This window comes from Ferrimicrobium sp. (genome assembly GCF_027364955.1).
Lineage (GTDB): Bacteria > Actinomycetota > Acidimicrobiia > Acidimicrobiales > Acidimicrobiaceae > Ferrimicrobium.
In genome coordinates this window covers 78726-97650 of record NZ_DAHXOI010000001.1, presented here as the reverse complement: position 1 = coordinate 97650, position 18925 = coordinate 78726, and the positions used below count along the sequence as shown (strand labels likewise).

16 protein-coding genes and 1 tRNA gene are annotated in these 18925 nt (G+C 58.3%); 4 read left to right on the top strand and 13 right to left on the bottom strand.

Translation table 11 applies throughout. The features are described from left to right. Positions 1 to 5 precede the first annotated feature (5 nt). From trxA to M7Q83_RS00420, 13 genes are all read right to left on the bottom strand, one after another. A complete protein-coding gene (trxA, locus tag M7Q83_RS00480) occupies positions 6 to 377 on the bottom strand; it encodes a thioredoxin (RefSeq protein ID WP_298334260.1) in 372 nt (123 codons plus the stop codon). A 62-nt stretch (positions 378 to 439) separates the two neighbouring features. Continuing rightward, positions 440 to 522 (bottom strand) — tRNA-Leu (locus tag M7Q83_RS00475). 5 nt (positions 523 to 527) lie between these two features. Continuing rightward, on the bottom strand, positions 528 to 1034 hold the full coding sequence (locus M7Q83_RS00470; RefSeq protein ID WP_298334258.1) for a DUF501 domain-containing protein: 507 nt from the start codon (positions 1032 to 1034) through the stop codon (positions 528 to 530). Further along, positions 1015 to 1650: an SRPBCC family protein gene (locus M7Q83_RS00465; RefSeq protein ID WP_298334256.1), complete on the bottom strand. Its 636-nt coding sequence runs from the start codon at positions 1648 to 1650 to the stop codon at positions 1015 to 1017. The genes M7Q83_RS00470 and M7Q83_RS00465 overlap by 20 nt, the downstream gene beginning before the upstream one ends. A gap of 1 nt (position 1651) precedes the next feature. Continuing rightward, positions 1652 to 2248, bottom strand: coding sequence for a nucleotidyltransferase family protein (locus M7Q83_RS00460; protein ID WP_298334254.1), 597 nt, complete (start codon positions 2246 to 2248; stop codon positions 1652 to 1654). Next, positions 2242 to 3453 carry an XdhC family protein gene (locus M7Q83_RS00455; protein ID WP_298334252.1) on the bottom strand — a complete coding sequence of 404 codons (1212 nt, stop codon included), beginning with the start codon at positions 3451 to 3453 and terminating at the stop codon, positions 2242 to 2244. The genes M7Q83_RS00460 and M7Q83_RS00455 overlap by 7 nt, the downstream gene beginning before the upstream one ends. Before the next feature lie 40 nt (positions 3454 to 3493). Then, positions 3494 to 5092: an IS607 family element RNA-guided endonuclease TnpB gene (gene tnpB, locus M7Q83_RS00450; protein ID WP_298334250.1), complete on the bottom strand. Its 1599-nt coding sequence runs from the start codon at positions 5090 to 5092 to the stop codon at positions 3494 to 3496. Continuing rightward, positions 5089 to 5679 carry an IS607 family transposase gene (locus tag M7Q83_RS00445; protein WP_298334248.1) on the bottom strand — a complete coding sequence of 197 codons (591 nt, stop codon included), beginning with the start codon at positions 5677 to 5679 and terminating at the stop codon, positions 5089 to 5091. Before M7Q83_RS00445 ends, tnpB begins: the two co-directional genes overlap by 4 nt. A gap of 2 nt (positions 5680 to 5681) precedes the next feature. After that, entirely contained in the window at positions 5682 to 6806 is a 1125-nt protein-coding gene (locus M7Q83_RS00440) for a VWA domain-containing protein (RefSeq protein ID WP_298334246.1), read from the bottom strand. After that, positions 6803 to 7735 (bottom strand): MoxR family ATPase, encoded by a 933-nt coding sequence (locus M7Q83_RS00435; RefSeq protein WP_298334244.1) that lies wholly within the window; start codon positions 7733 to 7735, stop codon positions 6803 to 6805. The genes M7Q83_RS00440 and M7Q83_RS00435 overlap by 4 nt, the downstream gene beginning before the upstream one ends. Further along, entirely contained in the window at positions 7728 to 8540 is an 813-nt protein-coding gene (locus M7Q83_RS00430; protein WP_298334242.1) for a xanthine dehydrogenase family protein subunit M, read from the bottom strand. The genes M7Q83_RS00435 and M7Q83_RS00430 overlap by 8 nt, the downstream gene beginning before the upstream one ends. A gap of 27 nt (positions 8541 to 8567) precedes the next feature. After that, complete coding sequence (locus M7Q83_RS00425; RefSeq protein ID WP_298334240.1) at positions 8568 to 10946, bottom strand: molybdopterin cofactor-binding domain-containing protein; 2379 nt, start codon at positions 10944 to 10946, stop codon at positions 8568 to 8570. Next, on the bottom strand, positions 10943 to 11416 hold the full coding sequence (locus tag M7Q83_RS00420; RefSeq protein ID WP_298334238.1) for a (2Fe-2S)-binding protein: 474 nt from the start codon (positions 11414 to 11416) through the stop codon (positions 10943 to 10945). The genes M7Q83_RS00425 and M7Q83_RS00420 overlap by 4 nt, the downstream gene beginning before the upstream one ends. 332 nt (positions 11417 to 11748) lie before the next feature. On the opposite strand from M7Q83_RS00420, the gene M7Q83_RS00415 reads away from it, so the two are divergent. The 4 genes from M7Q83_RS00415 to M7Q83_RS00400 all read left to right on the top strand — a co-directional run bounded on the left by M7Q83_RS00415 (position 11749) and on the right by M7Q83_RS00400 (position 18923). Continuing rightward, a complete protein-coding gene (locus tag M7Q83_RS00415; protein ID WP_298334237.1) occupies positions 11749 to 12234 on the top strand; it encodes an NfeD family protein in 486 nt (161 codons plus the stop codon). After that, the gene (locus M7Q83_RS00410) at positions 12231 to 13226 is read left to right on the top strand and encodes an SPFH domain-containing protein (RefSeq protein ID WP_298334235.1); all 996 of its coding nucleotides are present in this window, start codon (positions 12231 to 12233) and stop codon (positions 13224 to 13226) included. The genes M7Q83_RS00415 and M7Q83_RS00410 overlap by 4 nt, the downstream gene beginning before the upstream one ends. Positions 13227 to 13364: 138 nt before the next feature. Further along, positions 13365 to 15764 (top strand): PD-(D/E)XK nuclease family protein, encoded by a 2400-nt coding sequence (locus M7Q83_RS00405; RefSeq protein WP_298334233.1) that lies wholly within the window; start codon positions 13365 to 13367, stop codon positions 15762 to 15764. Positions 15765 to 15848: 84 nt separating this feature from the next. Then, positions 15849 to 18923 (top strand): UvrD-helicase domain-containing protein, encoded by a 3075-nt coding sequence (locus M7Q83_RS00400; RefSeq protein WP_298334231.1) that lies wholly within the window; start codon positions 15849 to 15851, stop codon positions 18921 to 18923. Positions 18924 to 18925: the final 2 nt, after the last annotated feature.

Genomic DNA, 18925 nt, shown 5'->3' with positions numbered 1-18925 from the left:
AAGCCTTACTCGGCTGCTGCCTCTTGTTCGGCGATCTGTCGCCGGACCTCATCCATGTCAAGCGCCTCAATCTGGGAGATGATCTCGGCAAGAGCTTGGCGAGGCAACGCACCGGGCTGAGCATAGAGCAACACCTGGTCACGAAAGGCCATCAACGTCGGAATCGACATGATCTGAAACGCCTGAGCAAGCTCTCGCTCTGCCTCTGTATCAACCTTGCCAAAGACGATATCTGGGTGTTCTTGAGAGAGTTCATCGTAGACCGGAGCAAACGCCCGACACGGCCCACACCAGGCTGCCCAAAAGTCGACCAGTACGATCCCGTTACTCTCGACCGTCTCGTTGAAGTCCGCTGCCGTCAAATTACGTGTTGTCATCTCTTTCCTTCCTCGATAACGACACTAACAATTATACCCCCACTGGTATTCCAGCGTTACCGTACCCGGAGCGGGAGTCGAACCCGCATGGCCCAAGGGCCCGGGGGGTTTAAGCCCCCTGCGTCTACCATTCCGCCATCCGGGCGCTCGTCACCTACTCGATGCCATACCTACCAGGAGACCCTCAAGTAGTTCACGATCCGACTGGTAGAGTCTCCAAGTCGCCCATACCCCGACAGGAGTAAACCCTCCGGCCAAATAAAAGGCGACGTGTGCATGGAGACACTTTACACCAGCACGGGCACCACCAACACCGCGACCCTGCATATGGGCAAGTGCTGGTCGGCCGCTACGGTAGGTCGTATTGGCTAGATCCAGCGCCTCCAGGCTCACCGAAGCGCCAGCCTGACGCACACCTCCATGTGATTCCAACCGCGAGACGGCAGCAACCAACGAACGGTCAACCAACCAGAACCAGTTGGACTGGGGAGTACCCTTGCGATCAAAGGGCGCAAGCTCGATAACGATTGGACGTCCAGTAGCGGACCTCACGGCGGTGCGAAACGGAATCTCTGCGATCCGACCAAGCTGTTCCTCTACCCAAATGCGATCATCCGCATCAGGATTCCACGCCGATTCAGACGTGCTGGCGCCCACGTCTACGCACCAGAACCGCGGTGACGATCAAAACGGCCGCCACCGGGGCAAGGCGCTTGATGACGGGCTTTGCCAAGACACGAAGGGCATTGAGTTCTTGGGGTTCCTCCTCGACACGAACCTCGTGTTCTTCTCCAGCGGTGTCTATCTCCTCAACCTCCCCAGACTCGCTCTGGCCAATCAAGGCGGCCAGTCGTTGGGCAAACTCACCCATGAGTTTTTCGGAGACTTCGTTCAGCACACCACGTCCAAACTGAGCAACCCGGCCAGCGATCGTGAGATCCACGTCAACCGTCACCCGAGTCGACTCGTCCCCCTCGGGAATCAGGCGAGCCGTAACGACCGCACTGGCGTTACCCTGGCCCTTGGTCTCGCGACCCTCTGCACGCAGCACAGCGATATAGTGCTCTCGATCCTTGGACTCAAAGCGTGCGACACCGGCGTAGTTCGCAGTGATAGGACCAACCTTGATCTTCACGGATCCTTTATGCTCGTCACCCTCGACCGAGGAGAGTGACGCACCAGGGAGACAGGGTGCGATCTGCTCGAGATCGGTCAGGATCTCCCATGCTCGATCAACTCCAACTGGTACGATGAACTCGTTTACAATCTCCATGTCAATTCCTCTCTACGGCTTGTACATGCTCAAGATCCTGGCGAGTATCGACATCGAAGGGATCTCCCGGACAAGGGACCTCTACGGCCTCGACACGATCAAAAATCGATCTCGCACCGACATCACCAAAGCGCTCAAGCAGGCCAAAGACCGATAGTGTCAGCTTAACAGGGTTCGCCCTCACCCCCGCATAGGTCGCGATGGCCACACCGTTAGTTCGAGCACGTGCAACCCTGCTCCACGCTTCCTTGGGAATGCACGGCTGATCACCAAGGCCAACCGTCACGGCCCCCAACCCTATGGCCTTTGCCCGATCCAGGGCCAACGCCAGTGAGCTCGCGAGGCCATCCTGTGGTCGCGGATTCCGAAGCTCCACAAAGTTGTCTGGCAACAACGACGCAATACTTGCATCCCGTGTGACCACAAAATGTGCTGCGGCAGGGACCCCGGCGGCTGCATCGAGGGCCCAGCTCACTAGTGGACGACCATGAAGGTCAACGAGCAACTTATGAACAGAAGAGTCAAAACGGCTCCCGAAACCGGCGGCAAGAACGACTATCCCCGTCGAACCCAGCTCTTGATCTGCCGTGTTTACCAAGTCATCGCCCCTTCGGTATGAATTGGACCCGCAGCCTCCGAGAGTGAACCAGCGAGGCGACGCTCACGCCGAGCGATAATCTCAGCGAGTATCGAAACAGCGGTCTCCTGCGGAGTCCTTGCGCCGATATCGAGACCGATCGGACCACAGACCCGTTGACGAATCTCCTCTGCTGCGATTCCTTGGGCCACCAGTCGGCCGACTCGGTCGGCCTGCGTTCGCCGGGATCCCATCACGCCGATATAGCCTGCGCGAGTCGCGAGTGCCGCCTCGATGGCTGGCACATCAAACTTTGGATCATGGGTGAGGATACAGATGGCATCACGCTCGCTGAGCGATGCGCCCCATGTGGTGAGGTAATCGTTCGGCCACGCCACAACGACCTCATCCGCCTTCGGGAAACGTGCCTCAGTCGCAAAGACGGCCCGAGCGTCGACTACCACCACTCGATAACCAAGCAGTTTGGCCGCTTGCGCTAGTGCATCACTGAAGTCCACAGCACCGAAAATCAGCATGGTTGGCGGCGGCGCTGACACCGCCATCACCACAGCAACCTCCCTGGAGCGCGACTGACCTCTTCGACCATAGGAGCGTCTCGTCCCCTGGGCCTGCTGCACTACCCCGGCAGCATCCCTTGCCACCACCCGATCGAGATCCGCGTTGCCGAGGCTGCCTAGCACCTCGCCATCTCCAAGGATCAACATCGATGCACCAACCACAGGTGGGGCAACCTCACGGTTCTCTTCGACAAAGTAGGAGTCCAAATCCTCATTCACCGAGTAGACCGTAGCGATGACGAAGGGAGTACCTTGTTGCAGGGCTTCAGCAAGACGATTGAGATAGCTGGGTAGCTCCGGCTGTACCAAGATATGGAACGTACCGCCACAGGTCAAGCCAACGGCTACCGCCTCGTCATCCGAGAATCCAAAAGCCAAGGTGGTCGCCTCCTTGGGGGTCTCGGTCCCGAGAATACCAAAACTCCGCAGTATGGGCTCCGGAGCATCGAGCCGCAACAACGCCTCGGTGACAACGGCTCCCTCAACACACCCTCCTGACACTGACCCAGCGACTTCACCATCCTCGTTCACCGCCATCAGGGCACCAGGCTCTCTCGGCCCCGAGCCTTCAACCGCCACAACTGTAGCGAGGGCGCAACGTTTGCCCTGTGCCCTCCACTGCAGAACTCGTTCGACTACCTCGATCATCTAAGCACCGTTGCATCTGAGTGATTAATAGTGAGTCCGCTCATAATGACGCACCTTTCACAAGGTTCTCGTCTCGGACTTCATGCTCACTTGTCCGAGAGTTGTTCTTGCCTCTCTGAGTACGGCCAGTATTGCTACTGGTCTTACATCCTCTCTCCAGGTGATGAGTCATCCCATCATCTGAACTGTCGCCTGTACCCGATAAGGGCCTGGGAACGGACAGGGCACTGGCCTCAACTAGACCAGGACTGGTAACCGACCAGTCGCGGATATTGAGCGCAGCATTGTCATCTCGATCCACCTCAACGTCACAGGTCTCACGGCTACGTCTCTTGGCGAGCTTTGCGCCTGTGAGTCTGCCCGTACAGTTGTGATGGATTTGTGATGAGGGGAAGAAGCGATCCACAACGACCATCTTAACTCCGGCTCGTTCAGCCTTGTAGGTGAGTGTTGGTCGAAAGCTCCCGAGCCCGGCATCTGATACCGAACGTCGAAAGGCTCGTCTTCCCATGCTCTGCCTCATGGCGGCGATGTTAAGGTCTTCAATCCTAACTTCGCCGTAGTTGCCCACCAAATAACGAGTCAGCTGGTGGATGCTTTCACGACGGATGTATACGCACTTACGGTCTAACTTGGCGAGCTTGGCTTTCGCTCGCCTGTAACCGTTTGAACCGGGTATCCGTCGTGAAAGGTTGCGCCCAACCCTACGGCGCTCTGTGAGCGTCGTGCGCAGTGGTGCTGGGTTGGGAAAGACCTTGATGTTGCCATCGCCATCCGCTATCGTGGCTAACGATCGCAGTCCGAGATCGACACCAGCGCGAACGTTTGGCTTTGATGGAGTTCGACTGGAAGTGACGTTAGTTCTCACTGCAAGCTGACAAGAGACGAACAGTCTCCCCCATCTCTCTGAGAGAGTGCAGTTGAGCAGACGGGCATTGTTCTTGGCTAGGTGGCGCTGTATTCTGCGCGTGTTCTCTTTAGAACGTAGTGCGCCGATCATTGGCAACACAATGGTACGACGGTCATCCTCAAGACGCATAGCTCCGGTAGTAAAACGCACCCTGTTTTGGTCTTTTCTCTTTGACTTGAACTTTGGGAAGCCGACCTTTCTGCCTCGTCGTCTACCGTTCTTGGAGTCTGACCAGTTGGAGAGTGCCTGTACCAGATCGGCTATGCCGGACGAGTATGCCTCTTTGGAGTTCTCTCCCCACCAAGGGGCTATTTCGTTCTTCTCGATATTCCATTGTTTGCGTAGTGCCTCGAGCGTCCACGGCGTAGAGAGGTGGTCTTCGTTCTGCTGTTTGGCATCCATGTCGGACTTGACCTTGGCTAGCGCCCAATTGTAGGCAACTCTTCTGGCTCCGAAGTGAGACCGTATGAGCGATGCCTTACGTGGATCTTTTGGCCACTCGACCTCAAAGGATGCCCCCGTGACAGTCCAGCCGCTCGGGACTTGCTCACCAGCGTCTTCGCATAGCTTAAACAATACACTTATTGATTCCACCGCAGCTCGATGCTGTTCGAAGTCGCCTTGCAACTGCACCTTTGGTGTTGGTTTGCCATTTTTGACAACGATCACACCACCGGTGATGTCAGCTACCCTCTGAGCCTGTGCCTTGGTTCGCATCATTACAATCATGAGCACGCCGCTTCAATAGCTTTTTGTGCTCTGTTGGAGGCCGACCTAGGTCCATGTAGTCGGGCACACAACGATGTGAGTAACTCTGTGACGTCGTGGACAAGGTCGTCGTCCACCTCGGCGGTATCAAGCACGATCAATCCTCTCGATTGAGCACTGAGTACACCGCCCAGGGTTTTACAGAGGGCAGCCTCCACGTATTCGGCACCAAAGCGACAGAACCGGTCTCGGTGCTCAACCAGAATGGTCTCGGCTTCGGGGTCGCTCAAGAGTGACAGAAACTTGCGTCTATGTCCATTGAGAGCGGAACCGACTTCGGTCACTACGCGCTCTAGCGAATATCGGTGTTCGGCAGCGAAAGCCAGTACTCTTGCCACCTGCCTATCTAGATCTGGTTTTTGGTCAGAGGAGGATACTCGCGCGTAGATAACCGACGATCCATGTTTTGGATCTTCCGATTCTAAATCTCCAACCAGCATGAGCTGGCCAACTTTGGGTGCTGGGACGGGCATCTTCGATGTCCGATACCATCTATATGCTGTTTGAGGCTGTATACCTTGGGACAGCGCCCAATCGGCCGAGTTCATTACTAATCATTATGGTGCGTCGCTCTGACAACTGTTGGAACCCCTTCACTACAGATTACTTTCGCGAGGTGTTCGAAGGATCGTACGCTCTCGCCAGGGAGAAGGGCGTCGATGTAGGGCAATGCAGTGGCCATCCCACGTGCCAACGGGGCGTAGTCCGCCGCTGCAGCCAGCGGATTCACCCAAAGAATTGTCTTGGCGAGGCGACATAACCGTGCCATCGCCTCCTCCATGACCTGAGGGTCGCCACGATCCCAGCCATCCGAGAAGACCACGACGATCGCCCCCCGTGCCAGTGCTCGTCCTCCATGCTCTGTGTTGAACATCGCCAATGACTCACCCAATCTGGTACCTCCCGCATAATCCTCCACCACCGCCGAGACCCTGGCCATCGCTCGGTCAGGATCGTTCGCGCCAAGGGCCCGGGTGATATTGTTGAGACGCGTGCCGAGGGTAAAGACAGCAACATCGCCCAAGGCGCGTTGGGATGCCCATGCGAAGTGCAAAAGCCCCTCTGCGTAGGCGTGCATGGAGCCAGAGATATCAACGAGAAACAGGAGTCGGCGGCATCGCCATCCCTTGCTTCTGAAGCGCCGACGCACCGGCTCACCATCGGTCCCGATGGCTAGGCGCAGTGTTTGTGCAAGGTCCAGCCGTTGGGGTTTGTGACTCTTGACGAGCCGATAGCTCCTGCGTAACGGAGGTGCAAATCGAAACCGATCGATCAGATCGAAGGCCTCGCGACGTTGTGCAGGCTCCAGTGACCGTAGATCAACCTTCCGGAGACGCTCGGCAGCGGAATAGCGCACGACACGTTCAACCTCATCGTCGATCCCCTGTTCACCCTCGGGGGCCTCTTGGGAGTCGAAGCCAACGGTGACCTGTCGCGGAGCCACCTCTTGGACTCCTTCACCAAAAAAATACTCATCAAAGACTCGGTTGAAGAGTTCATCGTCCTGGTGTGACTTGACCAACGTGGCTCGTGCCATCTCCCGCACGCACGCTGGGTCGCCGATGCCAACCATCTCCAACGCCTGAAAAAAATCTCGTGCACTCGACAGAGGAACTCGTAGTCCACGCACCCGAAGAAGCTCGACGAACCCCGTCACCAACTCCTCAGGCTTCATGCACCAAACCGAGCAAATGCCCGCTCGATGAGCGTCGTCAAACCAACGGAATCGATTCGCTCCTCATCCTCGCGATATTTGATCACGGTGCCGAGGGTCATCTCGAGCCATGCCGGGGTAACCTCAACAGCCGTCAATCGGGTCAAGGCACTCGCCCAATCGATCGCCTCGGCAATTCCAGGTGGTTTCACCAGTCCCTGACGCCGGAACTCTTGAACGATCGCTCCGATCTGCGCAGCGAGCGACGCGCTTGCCTCCGGGACCCGTAGACGGATGATCTCAACTTCGCGTTCAAAACTCGGGTGATCTACCCAGAGATAGAGACACCGACGCTTGAGAGCATCGTGAAGATCTCGAGTCCGATTAGAGGTCAAAATCACCACTGGCTTGACGAGCGCTCTTCGCGTGCCAAGTTCTGGAATCGTGATTTCAAAGGTCGAGAGCAGTTCCAGTAGAAATGCCTCAAACTCGTCATCGGCTCGATCCAACTCGTCGATCAACAGGACCGGTGGACGCGTTGGATCGGCATAACCGAGGGATCGCAACAACGGTCGCTCGATGAGGTAACGGTCCTCGTAGAGCTCAGCCTCCAGTGAGGTGCGATCCGCCTGCACGCCAACGGCCTCAGTGGCTCGCAGATGCAGGAGTTGCTTGGCATAGTCCCAGTCGTAGACGGCCTGGGTGGCATCGATTCCCTCATAACACTGCAGTCGGATAAGATCACTCCCGAAAAGCCGTGACAAGGCCAGTGCGAGCTCGGTTTTACCGACTCCCGCATCCCCCTCGAGCAGCAGCGGCTTCTCAAGCGCCAGCGCCAAAAACGACGCTGTCGCGATCTTCAAATCAGCGAGATAGTCGACGCTCGACAGCCCTTGCGCCAGTTTTTCGGGTGTCGCTACGCCAAGTTGATCCGTCCGAGACTCAGCCAAGTTCGACCAGAGCTCGACGCACCAGAACCCGTGCGAGGTGGCGTCGGTACTCAACACTTGCGTTGATGTCGGCCGAGGGGGAGGTCCCCTCATCGGCCACCGCAGCGGCCTCTTCAAGGCTTGCCCCTGCCGCTAGGCGCTCCTCGACTGCCGTCGCGCGCAAGGGAGTCGCCCCCATGTTGACAAAGCCAACGTTGGTGCGCTCATTGCGTACGGCAACAACCCCAACGATCGCCCAGTCCTGGGCACGCCGATTGAACTTCTGATACGCAAACTTTGTAAAGCCGGTCGGCACGCGAATCTCAGTCAGAATCTCATCCGGGGCCAGCGCCGTCTCTAAGAAACCTTTGAAGAAGTCGCCGGCCGCTATCGTGCGGCGTCCAGATGGGCCCTCGGCCACCATGGTTGCGCCTAGCGCAAGAAGCGCGGCGGGAAGGTCAGCAGCGCCGTCTCCGTGCGCGGTCGAACCGCCAATCGTGCCGACATGGCGAACTGAGGGATCACCGATTTGACCAGCTACCCTGACCAAAACAGGAACCTCCCGTGCGAGCAGTTCCGAGGTCTCCACGTCGCGATGCCGGGTCAGCGCCCCGATCGCCACCTCGCCGCCATCCTTACGGATATAGGAGAGCTCAGTGATGCGTCCGATGTCAACCAGCGTCGATGGCGTAGCCAACCTTAGCTTCATGAGTGGCAACAACGAGTGGCCCCCCGCGAGTACCTTCGCATCCTCATCATCAGCGAGCATCGTGATCGCCTCTGCAACGGTTGTCGCTCTCGCATAATCGAAAGTTGATGGGTACATGTTTTTCCCTTCTATTGCTGTTCGTTGTTACTTAGACGTTGCCTGTTGGATGAGCTGATAGACCCGCTCTGGAGTCGCCGGCATCGGGCAATCGGTGACCCCAAGGTCCGACAAGGCGTCTACCACCGCATTGATCACCGCTGGTGCCGAACCAATCGTACCGGCCTCTCCAACGCCCTTGACTCCGAGCGGGTTGGTCGGCGATGGCGTCACCGTCGAGGCAAGTTCAAAGCTCGGCATCTCGCAGGCGGACGGTACGAGATAATCGGCGAGTGATGCGTTAAGAAGCTGCCCGGATCCATCATAGAGTGCCTCCTCATACAGCGCCTGTGCGACACCCTGGGTGATACCGCCGTGGATCTGCCCCTCCACAATCAAGGGGTTAATCTGGTTTCCACAGTCGTCGACCGCGATGTAGCGGATGAGTTCAACTCGACCGGTCTCCTCGTCAACCTCAACGACCGCGATGTGGGTACCGTTCGGAAAAGTAAAGTTCGGAGGATCCCAACTGATGGACGCCTCCAGGTTCGGTTCGACTCCGTCGGGCAGATTATGGGCGGTAAATGCCTCGAAGGCGATCGCTGCAAGGGGTAGCTGCTGCTCTGGCGAACCCTTTACACGGAACGTCGCCCCAACATACTCAAGATCCTCTTCGGCAACCTCCATCTGATGTGCCGCAATCTTCATCGCCTTCTCAATGACTCGCTCCGTCGCCAAGTACACCGCCGTCCCTCCAACCGAAAGAGACCGACTGCCGTAGGTATCCATCCCATAGGGCGCGATCGAGGTGTCGGAGTGCAGTACCTCCACATCGTCAGGCGAGATTCCAAGCTTGTCCGCCACGATCATCGACCAGCTCGTCTCGTGTCCCTGGCCGTGAGGAGCCGTGCCGGTGACGACCTGGACCTTCGAGGTCGGCAAGATGCGAACGGTCGCCGCCTCCCAGCCTCCGGCTCCGTAATTGAGACTCGCAAGCACACGCGATGGAGCGAGTCCACACATCTCGACATAGCAGGATACACCAATGCCGAGTCGGCGTGGATGCCGATCCATGCGGCGTTGTTGCTGCTCCTGGCGCAGCTGCGTGTAACCAGCCGTGTCAAGTGCTTTCGCAAGATTCTCCTCGTACGAACCGGAATCGAACACCAGGCCCGCCACCGACTCATAGGGAAACTTCTCCGCGGCGATGAAGTTCCGACGCCGCAGTTCAGCCGGGTCCATCTCGAGCTTGCGGGCGAGGGAATCCATCGCTCGCTCGATCGCGTAGGTGGCCTCAGGACGTCCAGCACCACGATAGGCATCGGTCGGCGTCTTGTTCGTGAACAAGCCGGTGCAGGTGAACGAATAGGCACCGACGTCATAGACGCCGTGATAGAGGAACGCACCAAGAAGAGGAACACCAGGGGTAACAAGCTGTAAGTAGGCACCCATGTCAGCGAGGAGCTTGACGCGAATCGCAGTCACTTTGCCCTCGGCATCCGCCGCCAGCTCCATGTACTGGACCTGGCCGCGACCATGGATGGTCGCCATCGTACCCTCGCCTCGCTCCTCAGTGAAGCGAACTGGCTGGCGCAGACGACGCGCAAGCGCCAGGCACAAAAGCTCCTCAGCATAGACATCGAGTTTTGACCCGAAACCACCTCCAACTGCAGGAGCCACCACCCTGAGTTTGGTCTCAGAGATCCCAGCAGTGAGCGCCAACATCACGCGCAGAACGTGGGGGATCTGTGTCGATGAGTAGACCGTAAAATCGCCACCCATTGGCGAGGGGACGACCGCCATAGCCCTCGGCTCCATCGCAGCGGGGATGAGACGCTGTTGCACATAGCGCTCGCTTACGGTGACGGCAGCCTCTCGAAAGGCCGCGTCGACCGCCTCGGGATTTGGTTCCAATGCCCACACAAAACTTGCGTTGCTCTCAAGCTCCTCATGCGCCAACGTCGCATCCTTTACCGCGTCCTCGAGATCGAGCACCGGTGCCAACTCCTCGTACTCCACGACCACGGCACCCGCGGCATCGACCGCTTCGACCCGCGAACGTGCGACCACCGCGACGACACCTTCACCTGCGTAGTGCACATACTCCTTCGCCAGCGGATAGTGCGCCGGACTCTTCATCTCTGGGGTAACGGGCCAGGCACACGGCATTGGAGCGGCCCACTCCGCTTGAAGATCCTCACCGGTATAGATCCCGACAACCCCTGGCATCGCCTGTGCGGTGCTAGCATCGATCGCGCGGATACGAGCATGCGCATGCGGCGAACGAACGAGGACGAGGTGGAGAGCTCCTGGAATCACCAGATCATCGGCGAAGCGCTTCTCACCAGAGAGAAGCTCAGGATCCTCTCGACGAACCCGACGCTTACCAATGATGTGCTCCTGTTGGGTTGGATCGGTCATCGTCATGATTGTGCCCCCATCTCTTCTTTAGCGGCGAGTACCGCCTTCACAATGTTGTGGTAACCGGTGCAACGACAGAGGTTCCCCTCGAGCCCCTCACGCACCGTCGCCTCATCGAGGGTGTCATTCTCAGCCAAGATGGACATCGAGACCATGACCATGCCAGGGGTGCAGTAGCCACACTGGAGAGCATGGTTTTCCTGAAAAGCCCGCTGAAGTGGATGGAGTGTGCCATCAGCGGCGGCCAACCCTTCGATTGTCGTTACCCGTCGTCCATCTGCCTGGGCTGCCAAAACCGTGCAGGATTTGACCGATTCACCATCAAGCAGCACCGTACAAGCTCCACAGGACGAGGTGTCACAGCCAACGTTGGTGCCCGTCAATCCAAAATCCTCTCGCAGGAGGTGAACCAAAAGCGTCCTGGGTTCGACGTCGGCCACCCTCTGTTGTTCGTTTACCGTTACTGCTACGCGCACTCATCTCCTCCTTCGCCGGGATTTCGTCGTGCAGTCGAGCAGGCACATCCGTGCCGACCAGACTCTGCCTACCAAATCGAAGTTAGCACGAATCCGGAGCCCGTACCCTGCGAAGGGCAAAAAGACTCGCCAATAGCCACCTTGTCCGTGTCCTTCGCATCCGCGTCGACCACTGTCCTGCGAGATTGCGCGACCCGCTCAGCGAAGAGGAGCCGCCGGGCCCGTTCTCGATCTCGATCGGATCGCGAGCGCCAGCAACCTCCAACCACGCACGTTGACTCAACATAGATTTGCGCCTGTGGTAAACTAGTTATCAAGTAGATCGAGGTTCTATGGTTGTCACTGTCATCGTAGTTGTCATCGCAGTCGGGTTGCTTGTCCTAGTCGGCATGCACGTTGGGCCACATGGATCGATTGTCACCGCATCAATCGGCATGGGTGCTGGTGTACTGCTCACCCTCATGTTAAGCCATTCGCACTCCTCGCTGGCAGCCATCCTATGGAGTTTGGTGGTCCTGCTCTTTGTAGCCGTCATCGCCGTCGGGTTAGCCGGGGTTCGGGGCCTGCGGTCGACACAGTACCATTCGAAAGAGGCTGTCCCAGGATTGGTAAAGCTGCTTGACTCCGCGGGAGTTGCCACCTCTCGGCTCGACCCGATTGGTACCATCCAAATCGCTGGCAAAGGTTGGTCCGCTGAGAATGATTCTGACGACCCTATCGAGATCGGAACTACCGTCTTCGTGACCCGGATCGACGGCCTGAAGCTGCACGTCATCCCAGAGGCCCCCCAAGGGGCAAACCGAAAGGAAACATCATGATTACCGCAGGCATCATCATCCTGATCGTTCTGGTTATTCTCCTCCTCGTCCTCACCCGGACGATCAAGATTCTGAAGGAGTATCAGCGGGTGGTGATCTTTCGACTCGGTCGTTCGATCGGTTCCAAGGGTCCAGGATTGCTCCTGATCAACCCCGTCATCGACCGCTTAAATCTCGTCGATCTTCGCGAGCAGTACTTCGAAATCCCCCATCAGACGGCCATCACCAAGGACAATGCCCCGATCTCGATCGACTTCATCATGTTCTATCAAGTGGTCGATCCGGTACAGTCGGTCGTTGCCGTCCAGAACTTCTCAGGAGCCGCTCTGAACGTGGCCGCCACGACGCTGCGTAGTGTCGTGGGTGACATGTCACTCGATGATGTTCTTTCTCGCCGTGAGGATATGAACTCGCTGCTGCGCCTACGACTCGATGAGGTCACCGAACGATGGGGCGTCAAGGTCTCAAACGTCGAGGTCCGTGAGATCAATCCTCCTCCGGCAGTGCAGGATGCGATGACTCGCCAAATGTCAGCAGAACGGACCCGACGAGCAGTAGTCACCGAGTCTGAGGGGCAGAAGCAGGCCGCCATCACCGTCGCCGAGGGGCAGAAGCAAGCCTCCGTACTCGCTGCGGAGGGGCAGAAGCAGGCAACGATCCTAGCGGCAGAGGCTGAACGAGAGTCGGCCAAGTTGCGGGCTCAGGGTCTCTCTGATGCCCTAGAGGCGGTCAACACGAACGCGTCGCGATCCGACGCCAACGTTTTGACGCTCCAATATCTCGAGACGCTACGCCAACTCGCCCAATCGCCATCCACCAAGTTCGTCATCCCCGCTGAGTTGACAGGTTTGCTCGCGACGATGGGGCAGGCGACCCGTAATGCAATGGAGATCACGCAACCGCCTACGGGGAACAAGAACTTGCCCAAGGCTAATGCACGCATAACGAATGGCAAGATGGATCCAGCGGCCGGGGCCGCCATCGTCGATTAGCTACCGACCTCTTGAAACCCTTAACGACCAATTGCCAGTTGGTGGTCGCCCCGGTTGATGAACCACCTTTGATGAGCGCCGAGCCATGAGCGCGGGGACCGCGTCGTCGCGGAAAGGTCAGGCTGCGTCGTTCCGGGTTTGGATGCTGTAGCCCATGCGGAGGCGTACGCCCAAGAAGATGCGTACCACCCTACACTGACAGAGGTGAACGAGGTGGCCAATACCGCGAAGCGACTCGGGACCATTGCTTTCGTCGACGAGGATGCAAGCGTTGGGACAAGCACCGGGACGCTGATCAATCGGCTCGCTGGGACCCAGGCGAGGTTGCAACAACTCGATCAATGGCTCCTCACACGAACCGATGTCCGTAGCACCCATCGAGAACGGGTCAAAGCGACGCTCCTCGAACTCGATCGATTCGGTGTCACGGTCACAGCCCTCGCCCAAGCCGGTTATCACGGCAAGACGATGGCCGGCCTCCTCAGCGATTTTCAACATCACTATCCCTCAGCGACCCGAACTGAATCGATCGTCGACGAGCCGCATTGGACACGAGCAAGGCTAGGTTTCGATCTCCTGTCAGAGGCCGAAATCGGCGACCTCGCGTCGGCTGGAGCGGACCATGCCCTCCTCACAATAGCCAAGTGGCGCTCACCTGAGCTCGATCCTGCGGTCGTAAGAGTGATCAAAGGCCTCACCCAACACGGTTTTGATCTCCGTGGTCATGTCGATGACCATCCACAGGCCAACAGCGCCACGCAGGTCTATCATTTCACGGATCCCGATCAAGAGGTGGCGTGGACGATCGCCGAGATCCTGGCTCGGCTCCATACTGGAGCCTTCAGGATGCAAGATATTGTCATCTACCTCCCCAACAGCCGGCACTACCACCGCGCCCTTCGGCACTACAGCCGCGCCTATCACCTTCCCCTCACCCTCCACCAACAGCGCCAGGCGGCGCAAACGACTCTTGGACACCACCTCCTCGAGCTCTTGGATCTTCTTGAGGTCGGTCATGTGATTGGATCAGTCCACCGAAGTCGGTTGCTCTCCAACCTCATCGCCGACCAAGCACCACCCGACACCTGGGATCGTTTTCTCGAATGGCTCTTGGGGCTGCTCGACGAGATGATGGCTGATCCAAAGGCGAGTGCGCAGATCAACTCCATGGATCAAACGCTAAGAGCGGAGCTCTTCGCTCGCCTACAACCGTCTCCGCCAACTACCGCGTCGGTGGACACCTTGTCCCAGTTCCTCAACGCTGTTCGTGACCGTCTTGGCGCCATGGCTCTCGCGGAGGGAGCACAGACAGAAGGGATCACGGTAGCCAATACCGGTCAGCCCATCGGCCAGCACCGAATCGTCTTTGTCCTGGGTAGTGTCGACCGCCATCTTCCCCCTGAACTCTCCAACAATCCACTCCTCCCGCTTGCGGTGCGCGATCGTGTCGATGGGCTGCCCACCACTGCAGAACTCGTCCAGTGGCAGCGTGCACAAGCGATCGGCATGTTCCGCGCCGCCACCGAAGAGCTCATCATCACCGCACCCCAGCGGATCGAGAATGAACGCACCCTTGCAAGTCTGCTCCTCGAGGAACTTGGACTACAACCCAAAAATGCACCACCCCCCTATGGCGTACTCCCCATGGAGCGGGTGGCGTTTGACACCAACCAGTCCGAGATCAGCGTCCGACGCGACCATGCGCTAGCGATCGAGCGCTCACGTATTCGTAACGTCGAATCCTCAGACTTCTCTGGCAAGGTTGGTCCGCCTGCCCTCGGGCAACTCTCAGCAACCCAGCTCGAAGATCTCGGCCAGTGCCCGTTCCGATGGTTTGTCAAACACCACCTCCGGGTTCGGCCCCCGGACAACGAGACAAATGAACCCGACCCTCGAACACTCGGGCAGCTCGTGCATACGCTCCTTGAAACGTTGGTCAAGACACCCGACCCAGCATCTCGTCACGTCCTTGAGGAGATGCTTGAGCAACACGCCCCAACAACGTTGACGAAGTTCACACCGAACTGGTTACCGATTCGGGCCGAGATCGCCAAGCAACTCGAGACGCTGCTCACAAATCCGGAGTTCTCGCAAGGCGCCTTGGGGACCCAAGTCGAACTCGAACTCGATGGCTATTGGCATGAGATCCCGGTACAAGGTCGAATCGACCGCCTCGATCACGTCGGACCCAACGACTACGCGATCATCGATTATAAGTTTTCAAGGTCAGTACCGACGGGCATCCAAGATGTCGAGGGTCGTCTCAACGTCGATGTACAGCTCTCTATCTATACCCATTTAGTAGAGGGCCAAGGCAAGCACGTCGTCGGTGCGAAGTACTGCCTGGTCAAACGTGGCACATTTGTCAAGGCACCAGGGATCAGCAAGGGCGAGGAACCTGCGAAGGCGGCGGCGGCCCGCTTACTCACGCGTCTCGGGAGTGGAGATTTTGCGGTTGCTCCTGACATCGATCGCAAGGCCTGCACCTACTGCGACTTCGCTCAAACCTGTCGCATCGCGAGTCGAAATGCTGGCTAATCTCCAACCTCTTTGGCGTATCGCTTCACGAAAGCGGATCGACCAGAACGATTTCGCCACCTCCTGGCGTCCACCGAGGCGATCATGGGGCTGAGCGATCGTCAACGCCAAGCGGTGACCAGCGGTGGGGACGTCGCGATCTCAGCTGGAGCCGGGACCGGAAAGACTCAGACGATGGCTGCCCGCTACCTCGCTCATGTTGAAGCGGGACTGCGACCTCTCTCCATCGTCGCAGTCACCTTCACTGTCCGAGCTGCGGCTGAGCTTCGCCATCGTATTCTGAGTCAAATGCGCGAACGGTACCGTGCCAATGACCCAAGGGTACTTGAGGTCGAGGTTGCACCGATCGGTACCATCGACTCCCTCTGTCAACACCTCTGCACCGAGTTTCCGGTCGAGTCCGAACTCGACTTCGACTTCGAGGTCATTGACGAGACCAGTTACCGCCAGCTACTCGCACTTGAGCTGCCTCACCTCCTCGAACGGATCCCTTCGATCACCTACGAACTGATCGATTACTCCACCTTAAAGTCCTTCGTCACGACCAGTCTCAAGGATCTTGAGCGCTTCCGGAGTGCTGGCGCCGTGGATATCGCTACGATCAAAGCGGCCATTCACGACGCCCAACAAGCAGCCATCACTACTGGGCCCTGGGCAGAGCTCGAGGCAGCGTTAGCCCAGCACCAGGCTCTGCACGAAGGCGACCTCATCGAACAGACCAGACGCACAGCGCTACGAGGATTACGGTTGTTGCGCGAAGGAGATCGTGAAGGCTGGATGGTACTGTCGGCGCTGAATCGCCGAGGCGGCTCGGCTAGAAACTGGCTTCCAGGAGAATACGACCTGGTCAAAGAGGATCTCAGGGTCCTCCAGGAGCAGATCAAGGGATTGCCCGACTATGTCCGTATCGGTTGGAATGAGACTGACGACCGCAACCAAGTCATCGTAGAGGCCGTTCGTACAGCTGTAGAGATCGTGGCGACCCAGCTCAACGAGATCAAGGTAGCCAAGGGTATCGTCGACTTTGCTGACCTGGAGACGCATGCGCTCAAAGCGCTTAATAACGAGTTGGTCCGTGAGGAACTCGCCAATCGGTGGCGAGCCATTCTGGTCGACGAGGTACAAGATATCAGTCCGATTCAGTACCAGCTACTCGAACGCCTTCGTCGTCATGCCACCCTCTCCGCGGTCGGTGACGCCAAACAGTCACTCTATCGCTTCCGGGGCGCGGACCCGGAGCTCTTTGCACAACAGATTGCCCTGAGCCAGGAGCATGTAACGCTCGACGAGAACTACCGTACCGTCCCTGCGCTCGTAGAGCTCGTCAACGACACCTTTGCAACGCTCATTCCAGGCTATGAGGCACTCCGTCCCATGCGCACCACCGAGTACGCGCGTCCCCCGGTCGAAGTCATGGTGGTTGATGAGACGAGCGAAGCCACCATGGCCGAACGGCGGCGGATTCTCTCCGAACGTATCGGTGATCGAATTCTCAATCTACTCGAAGAGCCCTTTGTGATCGCCGACCCAACCACCGGTAACCTTCGCCAGGCCAAGCCCCACGACATCGCCATCATCTCCGCCAGTTGGGACATGTTGGACCGAGTCGCTGAGGAGCTCCAGCGGCTCCAGCTGCCCGCGAATATCGTCGGTGGCGGTCGGCTCCTCGCTAGCCAGGAGGCGATGGACGTCGTGACGATGCTCTCGTTCTGTGCGAACCCTCATGAGGATCTCTCCTGCCTCGCGCTCATGCGTTCCCCGATGGTTGGGTTCAGCGACGTGGAACTCGCGGAGTTGGGCAGAGCAAAGGAGCAATCGAGTTCGTGGTTCCGTTTTCTCCTTGGCCACCTCCGAGATGACCCGCGGATCGAACCCATCGCTCGCCTTCCCTTCTCACCCACCAACCTCTCCCCAAGCGACCAGCTCGCGCTCGCCAGCGACATCCTTCTCTACCCCGAGATTCTTGCAGGCTTAAACCATCCGCAGCGACGCCGTGCCGATTGGATTGCCCTGCTTGACCTCGTCGACGAGCGTGCGAGTAAGGGTTTTGACACCAACGATATCGTCCGCTACCTGCGTTTTGCCATCCGCGATGGTGCGCGAATCGCCCGCCCACCCGTCGAGGCAGAGGATTCGATCTCCCTGGTGACAGTACATGCCTCTAAGGGTCTGGAATGGCCGATCACGATCGTGATCGACCTCGATCGAAGCCCTCGCCCAGCACCTTCGCTCGCCATCGACCCGCACCGTGGCATCGCCTTCAAGCTCCAAGACGAACACTCTGGTCATCTCTCGTGGATTAACGAACTCCAACGCGAGGAGGAGTTGCTCGAAGAACGTCGACGTTGGTACGTCGCCACTACACGGGCTCGCGACCACCTGATCCTCGCTCTCGCTTCCCGAGATCGAGTGGGCTCACTACTCGACCAGATCGGTGAATACGCCGAGATCCTGCAACTGCCTACGGATTTGGCTCCCCCGGTCCCCCGAGTCGTCGCAGGCACCGAGGCTCCACGCTATCGCCGCCCAAGCGTCGATTTATCCGCCCCCTCGCGACACGTTCACCATACCTTGCCAAGTCGGGATCTCACAGACTTTCGACGCTGTCCGCTTTTGTTAGCGACGACAGAGACGCCAATGGGGAGGAACGATCGACTCAGGCGCCTCCTGCTGGAGCGTGCGATCGAGGGACGAACCCTTCTCACCAGCGATCTTGACTGGTTACCGACCTCGCTGGCTGAGGAACTGATCCAACAGGTCGGCTACTCTCAGGAACTCCTCACCTCCCATCTGCGGACCTCTCCAGCGCTACGCTACGGAACAGCGACGGTCTCCTCCTGGTCTCTCCAGTGGGGTCCTTTTCTCTCCGACGAAGATTCGGTCATCGACTTTACCCTGTCCGAGGGAGATTTGATCGGCCTGAGCCTTGCTCACGCCGAACACCCTGGACTACGGGCAGGCATCCTCTACCTCACGCAATCACGGATTCACTGGCTCTCCTCCGCCGAGCTGGGCCAGATTGAGCGCGAGCTACCATCATTGCTTCGTGAACGCTCTGAATGTCCGTGTGGACCTCGACCAGACCGAGCCGCGAGCTGCCGTCATTGCCGTCAAGCGCGTACCTGTCATTGGATCCAACGAGAAGACCATAGGCTTTAACC

What these genes read in the sequence shown, in the direction of transcription:
- M7Q83_RS00425 (WP_298334240.1), bottom strand. Translation starts at nt 10,946, where the DNA reads ATGACGATGACCGATCCAACCCAACAGGAGCACATCATTGGTAAGCGT.
- M7Q83_RS00410 (WP_298334235.1), top strand. Translation starts at nt 12,231, where the DNA reads ATGATTACCGCAGGCATCATCATCCTGATCGTTCTGGTTATTCTCCTC.
- M7Q83_RS00445 (WP_298334248.1), bottom strand. Translation starts at nt 5,679, where the DNA reads ATGAACTCGGCCGATTGGGCGCTGTCCCAAGGTATACAGCCTCAAACA.
- M7Q83_RS00455 (WP_298334252.1), bottom strand. Translation starts at nt 3,453, where the DNA reads ATGATCGAGGTAGTCGAACGAGTTCTGCAGTGGAGGGCACAGGGCAAA.
- M7Q83_RS00430 (WP_298334242.1), bottom strand. Translation starts at nt 8,540, where the DNA reads ATGTACCCATCAACTTTCGATTATGCGAGAGCGACAACCGTTGCAGAG.
- tnpB (WP_298334250.1), bottom strand. Translation starts at nt 5,092, where the DNA reads ATGATTGTAATGATGCGAACCAAGGCACAGGCTCAGAGGGTAGCTGAC.
- M7Q83_RS00465 (WP_298334256.1), bottom strand. Translation starts at nt 1,650, where the DNA reads ATGGAGATTGTAAACGAGTTCATCGTACCAGTTGGAGTTGATCGAGCA.
- trxA (WP_298334260.1), bottom strand. Translation starts at nt 377, where the DNA reads ATGACAACACGTAATTTGACGGCAGCGGACTTCAACGAGACGGTCGAG.
- M7Q83_RS00415 (WP_298334237.1), top strand. Translation starts at nt 11,749, where the DNA reads ATGGTTGTCACTGTCATCGTAGTTGTCATCGCAGTCGGGTTGCTTGTC.
- M7Q83_RS00400 (WP_298334231.1), top strand. Translation starts at nt 15,849, where the DNA reads ATGGGGCTGAGCGATCGTCAACGCCAAGCGGTGACCAGCGGTGGGGAC.
- M7Q83_RS00440 (WP_298334246.1), bottom strand. Translation starts at nt 6,806, where the DNA reads ATGAAGCCTGAGGAGTTGGTGACGGGGTTCGTCGAGCTTCTTCGGGTG.